The following is a 12,435-nucleotide window of genomic DNA, read 5'->3' as shown; positions in this document are numbered from 1 at the left end:
ATGTCGAACTCGTGCGCGACGCCTTGGATTTGCATTCAAGCGGCAAGTCCATGTGGCCGAACTTCAAGCCAACATAATCGCCGCGCGGCTCGCAGCGGTCTTTATCAGGTGATCCATGCCGGGTTCCACCATCCAATTCACGCTTCGGGCAGACACGGCCCAGGGAGTGGCGGCGCTTGAGAAGATGCGTCTGGCTCTCGGCGACGTGGGCGATGAAGCCGCAAAATCGCAGAAGCGGGCGGCGGAGGCAGCCGGCGAGTTCGGGTCCGTGTTGAACACAGTCAAGGGCATCGTGGGTGGACTTGGCCTGACGTTTGGCGCCCTGGCCGTCGGTAACCAAATTCGGGAGTGGACGCAATCCGCCATGGAGGGCGAGAAGGTCTGGGCCAATGTCCGAACCTTGCTCGACGAAACAAAGGTCAATGCCGGCGCGCTGTACGATCAGCTGAAAAACGTCTCGGCTGAATTCGGGACAACCGCAGAGCTTGCCAAGGGCATGTACCTGGCATTGTCTGCCAACATCGATCCTTCGAAATCGGTGAAGTTTGTCGAGGATGCAGCCAAGTTTGCCAAGGCTGCCGTTACCGACACCTACACGTCGGTAGATCTCTTGACGACAGTCATCAACGCGTACGGCTTGAAGGTCGAAGAGACGACACGCGTAAGCGACATCCTTTTCCAGATGGTCCGCAAAGGGAAGACCACAGGCGACGAGCTGGCCCATTCGCTGGGCATGGTGATCCCGACTGCGGCGGCGCTGAAGGTCGACCTGGGACAGCTGGGCGCGGCATTTGCCACGATGACCCAGATGGGTTTGAGCGCGCAGATCACGACGACCAGCTTGAACCAGGCGTTGCTTGCGTTTCTGAATCCGTCCGCACAGGCGAAGAAGCTCGCCAAAGAGCTACACGTCGAGATCGACGCTGCGGCTCTGAAGTCAAAAGGACTGGCTGGCGCGTTGGGAGACCTGGCAAAAGCCTCGAAAGGCAACGACGAGGCGATCGCTACCTTTTTCGGCAGCGTCCGGGCGTTGCGCGCCGCTCTCGCTCTCACCGGAGAGCAATCGGGCACCTACACCCAGTATCTCAAAGACATGGGAGAAGCCGCGGGACTGACCGATGAAGCCTTTAAGAAGCAAACCGCGACGTTGAAGGATCAGCTCGAAGCGCTGTGGACGAACTTGGGCAAGACCTTCAAGAGCCTGTTGCCGGCTACGGGCGACTTCACCAGATCCATTCGGGAGTTAAACGGCTTCCTGGAAGGTGGCGCCGTCCCGATCAACAAGTACACCGTCGCGCTCGCGGCGTTTGCCAGCACGATCGCGGTCATCAAGATCGCGGCCATCGTCTCCGACTGGGAGAACTTCACGGCCGCGCTCGGCAGGTCCGTAACCAGCATGGGGCTGTTTGGCAAGGCAGCTTCGGCTGCCGGCGTGGCAATCCTCGGCTGGAATATCGGCCGCTGGATCGCGGATCTCACCGGGGCCGATGAAGCGCTCACGAAGCTCTGGAACAAGATGGGCCTGTTCCAGGGCCGCGTCAAAGAAGCAGAGCAGATGACCCAAGACGCACTCCGCAAAGAGGCGGAGGCACTGGAGAAACGCGCGCGCAGTCTAAATCTTGGCCAGTACGAGGCGCAATACGGCATCGACATCTTGAAGCGGTCTGGTTGGGAAGACCCCCAGAAATACATCGACCGCGTCAAGCCGATGCTCGACGGTTACGACAAAATCAATAAACTCGCGCAGAAGAAGGCGGCGACTCAGGCGACGGAAGCCGCGACCGTTCACCAGCTCACCGAGGAGGAAAAGAAACTCCAGGAGCAGTGGCTCAAGCAGATCAGGCCGATGTCGGCGATCACGGAAGAGTATCAGAAGTACGCGGCCGTGGGCGCAACTGTCGACCAGTATGCGCAGGCGCACTGGCAGGAGATCGTCAAGGCTACTGAAGCGCAGAAGGATTTCCAGCAGCCGCTTACCAAGACGGACGAGGAGCTTTACAAGTCCGCGCTCGTGTGGAAGAAGGCCGACGATGCCATGAAGGCATGGCACGACGAGCTGAAGAACATCAAGGAAGAGAAGCCGGCCGACACCGTTTCCGAGATCATGAAGGAGATCAACAAATCTCAGGAGGAGTTGATCAAATTGAAGCCCAGGGATCCGCTCAAAGGGCTTTTCAATTTGCCGACGAATGCGGAACTGGAGAAGCAATGGAAAGAGTTCAATCGGATCATGGTTGGCGGCGCCGCTGACGCCAAGGACGGCATCACGCAGGAGTTCTCGACCATCTTCAACGACTGGATCAAAGGCATTGCCGATGCCCTCGTGGACTGGAAGGGATTCTGGAGCACCGTATCGCAAATCGCGAAAGATTCCGCCAAGAGTCTTCTGCGCACGTTTTTGTCTGAGCTGCTCAGCCCTCTCCAGGATGCCTTTAAGGACCTGGGCAAGGAGATTTCTGACTGGATCAAAGGAAAGATCACTGGGAAAGCTACCGGCGGCACTGGTAGCGCAAGTCCGGCCGGGATCTTCGGATTGTCTGGCAAAAGCGCGACAGTAACACAGAGTGCGCTTATGGCAGGCGGCTCCATGGCGTTCATGGATTCGTTCAATCGTAAGGGCGCGCTGGGCTGGGGCGAGGCCATCGGTGGCGGCGCCGCGATGGGCGCGGCCATCGGGTCAATGGTCCCGGTGATCGGCACGGCAATCGGGGCTGCTATCGGTGCGGCCGTGGGCGCGATCAGCAGGGGCATTCAATCGCTGGTAACGGCCATCAAAGGCAAAACCACCGGCCAGGCCGGCGCCATGGAGATTGCTCGCGACTTTGGCGGCATCAACATGACGGAGGACGAGTTCAAGTCGTACTACGAGAGCCTTGGACTGTCCGAGGGTGCAGCGTGGAACGTCCGAAAGGACATCTCCTCGGCTCCCAAGTTTCTGGTCGAGACGCTGTACCCGATGGCTCAAGCGCAGGGAAAGGTGAACGAATTCCTGAAGTCGCTGGAAACGGTAAAGACTTCGTGGGGCACGTTTAACTTTCGTGCGGCCTTCGAGTTGGGACAGGCAACTGGGGATTGGACCGAGCTGAACAAACAGTTCCAGGACGCGTTCAAAAACTCGGCAGCGCTTAAGGAGGCGTTGCCGAACTGGGGCGATCTGCTACTGGCTACGAGCCAAGCAGTCACGGACCTCGAAAACCTGAAGCAAACCGTGCAGGGTCTGATTCCCACGACCAAGCACCTGTACGACGATTTCATTACCACGGGGAACGTCACCGACGAGTTGGCCGACCAGATTCAGAAGCTGGGCGGCAACATCGACAAGTTCAGGGCTATGTCCGACCTAACGAAGGAGGACAGGACCTGGGATGACCTCGTGCAGCACTTCAAGGACACGGGCGAAATTCTTCCCGACCTCATCTCGATGTATCAGAAATGGGGCGGGGAGATGTCGAAGCTCGACGAGGCGGCGTCCCTTCCCGGGCTTCACAACTCACTTGATTTCATCACCGAGCTGAAGGACGAGCTGGGAAAGTTGGCGCCGACAATGGACCCGGTCCAAAAGCTGCTCAGCGGCCAATGGGACCAGGACGTTGTAGACGCCCTCACCAAAGCCGGGTTGGATCCGGAGAAGTTTAAGGCCATTTCTGGCATCGGCAACCTGTCGGGCTGGGATGATGCAGTGAGCAAGTTCCAAAGCACCGGCAAGCTCATTCCGGGCGGCGTCATCGAGCAGGCTCTGCTCCAGTACGGTGGGAGCGCCGGCAAGACAGCAGTGGAACGGTACGGCCAGGGATTCAACACGATCTCGGATTCGCTGCTCGCGGAAACGAAAGCCGCGATGGACAAGGCGTATCAGGACCAGGTGAAGAATCTGCTTGGCGACCTCAATAACGCAGAGACGCAGGTGAAATCCGAGATTCAACGGTTGACCGACACGGTGACGAGCCAGTTTGACACCGTGGGCCAAAAGATTACGAATGCGATTTCGGCAGCTGCGACGCAAGTCTGCACCGAGATCGACACCATGCTTCACAACCTGAAGTATGGCGTTACGCCCGTGGTCAACCCAAACGGCAACGGCGACACGGTACCCGGCAATGGCGACACGGTGCCTGAGAATCCAGGCGACAACAAGGGTGACATTCCGCCGATCGTGGTCAATATCAACGGCGATGTGTACGGTGCGGACGACTTCAATGCCAAGGTTGCACAGGCCGTAACCGCTGCTTGGCGCAATGGAGGTTTTGCCTACATGCGCGCGTAGTTCTCTGCCTCAGGCAGCAGAACCTGCAGAGGCTTTTCCGCTGAGCCGGCCTGGCGAATCGGCGGTTATTTTTCAATGGAGGCCCGGAGAAATCCGGGCCTTTCCCATCTCTGGGAGAGTTCTTCCAATGGGTTTGGCGACCTACAAGTACCTCCTCGACATTAACGGCGACGGGAACCTGGTTGACATTACCCAATACGTCTACCGCGCTCAATGGCGCTTCGGCCGCGATTTCAGCTCTCAGCTCACGGGCCGTTCCTCCGCCGGCACATGCACTTTGAGCGTCCGCAATCGAACTTCTTATTTCAGCAAGTACAATCCGGCAAGCCCGCTCCATGGGAAGACTCTTCCCGGCATGCTCATGCGCATCCAGATGAGCGTGAATGGCGGTCAGTTTGTGATCGTGTGGCAAGGCGACCTGGATTCCATCACGCCTGAACCTGGCGACCACATCAATGGCGCCACGGCCACAATCCGCGGCGTCGGCGTGCTGTCGCGCACCTCTGAGGTCCAGGTGACGATCCCGATGCACGAGGGAATTACCACCGGAGATGCGATAACGCATGTTCTTGACGCGGCCAACTTCCCGGCAGGCGACCGGCTACTGGACACGGGTTGCTCTACCCTTTCGCGCTACTGGACCCAGGAGAAGATCGCTGCTTTCCAGGCCTTGCGCGACCTGGAAGAAAACGAGTGCGGCTTCATTCGAGAGACGAAAGACGGAAAGATCTGCTTTGAAGACCGTGCGCACCGGGCTGGACATTCCGTAGTTGCCAGCTGGGACAACAGGATCAGCACTGGCAACATTCGGTACTCCGGCATTTCTCCGCAGGATTGCACCCGTGATGTCTACAACATCATTGAGGCGACCATCCACACCTTCAACATCTCCGAGGAGCAGGTTGTCTGGTGCTACGTAGACCTCGCCGCCAATAACGGCGGCGACCCGATTGCCCTGGAACCCAGTGAAACCAAGAAGATTACGGCCAAGTTCACGCCTTCGGGCAACAACATCGCGGTCAACGAATGGGGGATGATCGATTACCAGGCGTACGCGAACGCCGATGGCAGTGGCGCCGAACTCACGGAGCACGTTGACATCGTTCCGCCGGATAAAACCGGCATGACGATGGACCTGGAGATCACGAATAATAACGCGGTTCGGGCCTATGTGACTCTGCTTCGCGCGCATGGCACGATGGTTGTTGAAAGCGACGGCGCTACTGTGAAGGCTGCAGCCGAAGCGAAAATCGACCGGACCTATCCCTTCCCGGGGAAATACCTGACGAATGTGCAAGAGGCGCAGGATTTCTGCGACCATTTGCTCGCGATCTACAAGGAGCCTCGCCCAATCGTCACGATCGTACTCCGGGCGCATGCCAGCGAGACCAACCTGGTCGAAGCGCAGACGCGCGACGTGAGCGACCTGATTCATGTGCTGGCCGATGAAAAGGTCGGACTGTACCTGGATGGCGAGTTCTTCGTCGAGAGTATCTCGCACGATGTAGACGTAGTGGCCGGCACGCACCTGATGACCGTGGAGTGCTCCGAAGAATCGCTCCACGAATGGCCGAACAGCTCTTATCCATACGAACCGAAGGTGATTCCGCCGCCCACAACCGGACCGGGATCTCCACACGTGCCGGACGACCTTTGGGTCAATGCGATATCGAACGGTCTCGGCCTCGACATGGGCTGTGCCGCCGACAAGTGGAACGTTGACATCGATGGCGCAGAGTTCAGGGCACAGCTCTTCGGAGTGGGCTTTTCGGACAAATCGGTTGATCTTCGAACGCCGGCGGAAGGCGGCGCGCTCGAACACAACGGTACCGACAAGTGGGTTGTGACCGGCCTCAAGGCCAACATGTATGGCGCGAGATTCTTTATCAAAGCCGCGCAGCAGGGACGGCTCTATTTCACCTTCCGCCTGCACAACTCCAAGGGCTGGAGCGTATGGAGCGACGGGAACGACACACCTTCGGTTGTGACCGATTTCCTCGATACGGAGGACGAGGCGGTTGCTGACGATGGACCGCCTGCCGACTGGGCGGTCGAGGTCATCAAGGGGATTGCCGAAGGCACCTGCCGGGTGCGAGCCTCCAGGCCGAATAAGAACAGTCACAAGATCCTGTTTGCGTTCTTCCAGATCAAGGACTCGACCACCGGCGCTTGGCGCGATGTCAGCGCGGACTCCGGCATCGAGGGTTCGGCCAAGGTCCTGTATGACGGCAGCGGCGTGAGCCATACCCTCGATCCCGTCACTGGCGAGCTTACGATTGACGAGGGAGGTCCTGCCGACTATGGCGACGGCCTGGCCGGCGGTCTCTTGCTGATGGACGTCCGAGCAGGGCAGTTCAATGAGAAGTACTGCCTGTGGAACGGCATTGGCTCCTCGCAGATCAGCGGCAACAAGATACCCGACAGGTTCGGAATCAGGCTGGCGGCCGATCCGGACGAAGACGGCAAATACCATGACGTGCGCCTCATGATCGTGAAGCCGCCTTGGGAATGGACTGCCGAGGGCTACCAGGGCGCGCAGACCGGCCTCGGGATGTACATGGGCGAGTACTGGCGCAACGGCGGCGACAAGGCGACCCAAACTTTCGAGTCGATCGACATTCCGTTCGATTCCGCCGTCGATTTCAACAAGCTGCAGGGGCGGGTGTGGTTTGCGAACGCCTACAGCTTCTCGGACGATGACACCGTATCAAAGTGCCCGACGGATCCGCCGCCGGGCGGAAACGACCCGGGCGTCATCATCATCAAGACCGAAACGCACATCGTGATCGACTGTAATCTCGGGAGCATCTTCTACCTGCTCCTGACGGCGGATGCGATCCTCGATCCGCTCAAGAACGCGAAGCACTGCAGGCCGACTATCCTCGTGGTGCAGCAGGATGCCGCGGGAGGGCACAAGCTCGTCCTCGACGAGAAGTACAACACAGGCATCGATATCGACGACGTGTCGCTGTCGGGCGAGAGCGAGAGCCGGGATTATTTCGGATTCATGTACAACGCCGACTACGACGAGATCGACGTCGTGGCGTTCGTGAGGGGGTATTGAAATGGCAGTCCCCGCATTTCTCGATGCGCCGTTTCGGTTCCAAGAGTCGCAGATCTCGGACGTGCAGAGCATCATTGACAATCTGTACGAGGAGCTGGTCACGAATCCGGCATCAGCAAACAAGTGGACCTGCACCCTTGGAGGGAAGACCCAATCGCCTACCGCGTTCAAGTCGCCAGCCCGGAGCGACGGAGTCTTCTTCACCATCAACTGCACGCGCTTCAGCCAGACGAGGATCGCCTACGTCGTCAGAGATGCAGCGGGGCTGCTGGTAAACAACGACATGGACACGCGGCAGGACATAAGGGCGGGGAGCAGCATCTGGGTGCGTCTGTATACGGGCCCGTTTTACGTGGTCGTGGATTCGGAGGGCGCGGCAGCGGGGACGCCGGAGTGCTGGGCGGCGGGCGTTTTGGACAGAACGCCGGAGCCGCTGGGCATGCCGCGCGCCTGCTACTACGCATCCGCGGGCCCAAGACGCAACAGCGACGGCGCGCTTCAGAACAACACCGGCAGGCCATGGTTCACGCTGAAGGTGGGCGCGACTTCCTACGCTATCGACTCATACGCCATCATCGACACCAGGAGTCCCTACACGAATCAGTATATCGACCGCTACACGGTGGCAGGGACGCTGTGTTTTTTGCCCATGGAGGTGATCGACACGGAGTACTTGCTGGGGCGCATGTTCAACTGGCTGATGACCGATTGGGGTCTGGTCAACCAGGCGGAATACACGGTGCCGCTAGACGGAAACACCACGGGCGTATTTAAGATCCTCGGCCTGGCGGCGGGCTACTCGTGCAAATTTGCGGTGAGGAAAAGCTGATGGCCGTTCCGTACTTCCTCAGTTCGGGGTTTCGATACTTTGAACGCAAAGGCGTGACCGATGTGCAGACCATCATCGACGACTTCGAGGACGAGGTGCTGTCGACGATCGCGCCGAGCATGGGCGCGCCTGGTGTGCAATGGGCGGCGTGGACGAGTGAAGGCGGCGGCGTCTACAAGTCGCCCGTGGACAGCATTGGCCGTTTCTTCAAGGTGGTGTTGACGCGCGTGACGCAGCAGAAACTCTCGATGGAGATAAGAGACCAGAACCTCGTGTCGATTTGCACCAGGCGCATCAACTGTCCATCAACGAACGGCTGGACGGTGCGCATTTTCACCGGTCCGTTTCATGCGCTGATCGACGTGTTCATGGGTTCGGCAGCGGCCGAGGCCTTGTACGGAGGAATCCTCGATCAGAGTCCGGACCCTCAAGGCGCTCATCAGCACTACGTGTACGGCGGCGGCTCGCGCGACGCGGCAGACACGAAGTCCAACAACTGTTGGGATCAGGTAGCCATGGTCGATGACACGACGGCAGTTTTGTCGACTGGCAGGGGCGGCTTATACAGGCACTGGCAGTCGGGTGCAGCGGTGGGGCGCAAAACGCTGAGTGGCGCGCGCGTGTATCGGCCGGTCGAGATGTGGTGCAAGCAGACGGGCGCCGGCGGCATGTATGGCTACGTTCACTTTGCAGGCAAGCGGCACCAGGCGTTGCTCTGTCCTGCATCCCTGGCGTTTGGCGCGCTGGTTTACGTGCCGATCGACACGGGCGTGCTGGGCGAGTTTCGCGTAATCGGCGGCGTCATCGGAGACAACGGCGCGTCGTCGTTCATGACCTGCATGAGGAGTGGATAATGGGCATACCGGCGCACTGGAACTCGACTTTTCGATACAAGGAGGCCCTGGCGGTCGTGGACGTTCAGACGATCATCAACGACCTGTATACGGAGCTGGTGACCAACGGCGGCTGGACCTGCCCAGTAGGTGGCGTCGGAGAGACGCCGACTGAGTTCAAGTCGCCGACGCGCAGCGATGGCGTTTTCATCACCCTGAACTGCTCGCGCATCTCGGCTACACGCATGGCGTACATGGCCAAAGACCACATGGGGCTGCTCATCAACAACCAAACGGACACGCGCCAGGACATCGACGGAACCGGCACGACCGTGCACTACTACACCGGCGAGTTTCACGTTTGCGTGAACACGGAGCGCACAACGCCGGAGTGCTGGGCGGTGGGCATGCTTGACCAGACGCCGGACTCGTTTTCATCGGTGCTTGCGATGTACTGGTGCACGCGCGGACCACGCCTCAACGCTGGCACCTGGGATTCAAATAGTTGGGTGAGCACGTTCGCCCGAGAAAGAGGGGCGACTTCATACACCGGGGTTACGCGCGGCAACCTGATCGGATACTACACGACGCACAGGAGACAGCACGTGAATGGTACGTGGCTGATAGAGCCGTGGGAAATGACAGGCTATAACCCCGACTACGACGTTTTGCTGGGGCGCGTGTTCCAGGCGATTCTAGTGTCAGACCAGTTCGCGTGGGCGGCGGAAATCACGGTGCCGTTGGGCGACGGCGCGTCCACAGGGGTGTTCAAGGTTGTGGGCATCCCGTTGGGATATCAGGGAAAGATTGCCTTCAGAAAGGGCTGACGATGAGCGTGCCGGCCTTCCTCAACTCGAGCTATCGGTATTTCTTCCGACGCGGCGTGAGCGATGTTCAGACCATCATGGACGACTTCGCCACAGAAACGGCAGCGGCGCACTGGTCGAATCCCAGTACCACGCTATACAAGTCACCCGTGGATTCGGACGGGCGTTGGTTTGACGTCTTGCTCACGAGGATCGCGGCGACGAAGCTGGAATGGCGCGTGCGCGATCAGTATGGAACTACCCTTTGCACGCGGCGCATGCAGATCGCTGGATCTTGCATTGCGCACATCCTGCTGGGCGAGTACCACGCTCACATCAGCGCCGACAGCGGCGTCGGCTGGGAATACGTGCACGCTGGCGTTCTGGATCAAACGCCGGAGCCACAGGCGACGAACACGCGATACGTGTTCGGCAACGGATCGCGGAGCAACACGGACACGTTCGACAGCTCCAATCCTTGGACGTATGCGGGCATGATAGACAATGCCACAGCGTCTCTCGCAAACCGTGCCACGCAGTATGCCAGCAACCAGAGCTACACCATCAACTGGACGGCGGGGGGCAACCGAATCGTCCGTCCGTGGGGCATGTGGGCGAGGGCGCTCGGTGAGGTCAGCAACGCGAAGTTTCACGGGCGCGCATACCAATGCGTGATGGTGCCAGCCGACATAAGCTACGGAGCGAAGGTCACGCTGCCTATTGACGTGGGGCAGTCAGGCTTGTTCCTGGTGAGCGGCATCGCCTCGTATGCCGGTGCAAAAATAGCGATCAGGATAGGGTGACGCGATGCCAAGGCTGCAGTTCACAAGGTGGGTCGGCAGCGTGTTCGAGGTGCTCAGCCCGTCTTATTGGAGCCACAAGATCACGTCACCGGCCGCGGCGTCATCGTTCGCCTTTCAGACGCACTCCAAAAACAGCACTGCGTACTCCTTGCAGTCGAGCCACAAGCTGCAAAACGCGGAGGACATCTGGCATTCCATCGTTCGCGTGCTGAACGAAGAGGCCGAGCACCTGGGACCACTCCATGATCCCAACGATTGGCCCGCGCCAGTTCTCAAAGAGGATCTCCGGATCGTAAACAGCGCGTGGACGACCTTTTGCTGCGTGGGTAGGACGGACCTGCGCACCGCCACGTGTCCTCCGGCGACATCGCTGCAGGTGATCTCATCAGCCATCAATGTCTCGGCCTATAGGGTCACACCGGCAGGCGGCGCCGTGCTGTTGAACGTAACTGACAGTTCTGGCGGCAATCCAGTGACCTTGCGTTACAGCTCGAGGTCGGACGCTTCCGGTCAAGGCACGTTCAGCACACTGACGCACGGCTTTAATCCCGACACCGGCAAGTTGGACCTAGTGCCCGGAGTCTGGGACGGGCGCGACATCGGCGGTGACAGTCCGGGGCCGCCTCCTGTGCCGCCGGATACGTGGCACGACTTCGTGGCGATCAAAGAGCCGAACGTGGCACTGATGGGCTTCATTGCGACAAGCATGCAGCAGTCAGCCCTGTTGCCGCGTCCGATCAATTACGCGCCCGAAGGTGCCCGCAACGGAATCTTCATGCCGATCATCATGCGCTATCTGGCCGACAGGTGGGTCAGGAGGTCGGTTACGACTACCAGCGAGCAGAGGAAGACCTTGGCAACGCCGGACCCGACAGTTACTTCCAAGCCCCGGGATCAGGCGCCGACAGGCCCGCCGCCGGGAGGAGGCTCTGGACTTGGTGTGCCGGTTGATTCTGCGCCGCCCGACGACGGATTGCCGGATCCCGGGGACTTCAATAAGGGCGGATCGGGCGGATTTTTGATGCTGTAAGTGGGCGCCATCGCGCAGTTATCTTTATGCTGGCACTCTCTGGCCAACGGCTTCCGTGCGTCGCACCCTGACTTTCACTTCGATGCGTGATCCGAGGCGGTTGAGGATCGACATGAGCCGATCAACGGTGAATCGGGCGAGGTCTGCATTGCGGATGCGCGAGAAGTCGGCCGCTGCGATGCCGGTTCGGTCATGCGCGGCTCGAACGGTCAGTCGCTCCCGTTCGAGCGACTTGATTATTTCGGCGGCAAGGATGGCCTTGAACTGTTCAGCGTCAGCGTTTTCATGCCCGAGATCGCGGAATACATTGCCGCTGCCTCGCACCACCTCCAGTGGGTCTTTCATGGCAGCACCTCCTTGAGTCGCTTCAAACGGTCCTTAATGAGGTCGATGTCGCGCTTAGGCGTCTTGATACCCAGCGTCGATTTCTTCTGGAATGCATGCACTACCCAGATTTCCTCGGCGAGCTGCACTGCGTAGACAACGCGGAATGCGTCGCCCTTGAATGGCAGCGCAATCTCGAACACGCCCGATCCCAGCCCGCGCATGGGCTTCGCGATGTCGGCCTTTCCACCCTCGGCGGCAATCGTTAGGGCTGTAAGACATACGGACCGGGCTCTCTCTGGGAATGTCTCGAATTCCTTTAGTGCCGCTCTTATCCAGGAGACGGGCCGCGTTGCTCGTGTCATCCAGATCCGCCGTTAGTTTTGCCAGTTCGCCAATCCTCGCGACAAGGACATCTTATGTTGTCATATCTGACAACATGTGTCAAGGAACTCCGCCAGACCAGCCGCAGGCTCGATTGA

The 12,435-nt window shown here is 59.4% G+C and carries 9 protein-coding genes; 7 read left to right on the top strand and 2 right to left on the bottom strand.

From position 1 onward, the window contains the following. Positions 1-115: 115 nt before the first annotated feature. From LAP85_14980 to LAP85_14950, 7 genes are all read left to right on the top strand, one after another. On the top strand, positions 116-4,264 hold the full coding sequence (locus tag LAP85_14980; GenBank protein MBZ5497704.1) for a phage tail tape measure protein: 4,149 nt from the start codon (positions 116-118) through the stop codon (positions 4,262-4,264). Positions 4,265-4,391: 127 nt separating this feature from the next. Further along, the gene (locus LAP85_14975; protein ID MBZ5497703.1) at positions 4,392-7,328 is read left to right on the top strand and encodes a hypothetical protein; all 2,937 of its coding nucleotides are present in this window, start codon (positions 4,392-4,394) and stop codon (positions 7,326-7,328) included. A 1-nt stretch (position 7,329) separates the two neighbouring features. Next, complete coding sequence (locus LAP85_14970) at positions 7,330-8,157, top strand: hypothetical protein (protein MBZ5497702.1); 828 nt, start codon at positions 7,330-7,332, stop codon at positions 8,155-8,157. After that, positions 8,157-9,011: a hypothetical protein gene (locus LAP85_14965; GenBank protein ID MBZ5497701.1), complete on the top strand. Its 855-nt coding sequence runs from the start codon at positions 8,157-8,159 to the stop codon at positions 9,009-9,011. The genes LAP85_14970 and LAP85_14965 overlap by 1 nt, the downstream gene beginning before the upstream one ends. After that, positions 9,011-9,817 (top strand): hypothetical protein, encoded by an 807-nt coding sequence (locus LAP85_14960; protein MBZ5497700.1) that lies wholly within the window; start codon positions 9,011-9,013, stop codon positions 9,815-9,817. Before LAP85_14965 ends, LAP85_14960 begins: the two co-directional genes overlap by 1 nt. 2 nt (positions 9,818-9,819) lie before the next feature. Next, positions 9,820-10,599, top strand: a complete 780-nt coding sequence (locus LAP85_14955) for a hypothetical protein (protein ID MBZ5497699.1) — start codon at positions 9,820-9,822, stop codon at positions 10,597-10,599. A gap of 4 nt (positions 10,600-10,603) precedes the next feature. Continuing rightward, positions 10,604-11,629: a hypothetical protein gene (locus LAP85_14950; GenBank protein ID MBZ5497698.1), complete on the top strand. Its 1,026-nt coding sequence runs from the start codon at positions 10,604-10,606 to the stop codon at positions 11,627-11,629. A gap of 24 nt (positions 11,630-11,653) precedes the next feature. Here LAP85_14950 and LAP85_14945 read toward each other — a convergent pair whose 3' ends face one another. Both LAP85_14945 and LAP85_14940 read right to left on the bottom strand, forming a co-directional pair. Further along, positions 11,654-11,974, bottom strand: coding sequence for a helix-turn-helix domain-containing protein (locus tag LAP85_14945; protein ID MBZ5497697.1), 321 nt, complete (start codon positions 11,972-11,974; stop codon positions 11,654-11,656). Beyond that, on the bottom strand, positions 11,971-12,318 hold the full coding sequence (locus LAP85_14940) for a type II toxin-antitoxin system RelE/ParE family toxin (protein ID MBZ5497696.1): 348 nt from the start codon (positions 12,316-12,318) through the stop codon (positions 11,971-11,973). Before LAP85_14940 ends, LAP85_14945 begins: the two co-directional genes overlap by 4 nt. Positions 12,319-12,435: the final 117 nt, after the last annotated feature.

The sequence above is a fragment of the Terriglobia bacterium genome (assembly GCA_020072565.1).
In the GTDB taxonomy this organism is placed as follows: Bacteria; Acidobacteriota; UBA6911; order UBA6911; family UBA6911; genus JAFNAG01.
Note: the sequence above shows the minus strand (reverse complement) of the source record. Positions and strands in the feature narration are given on the sequence as shown.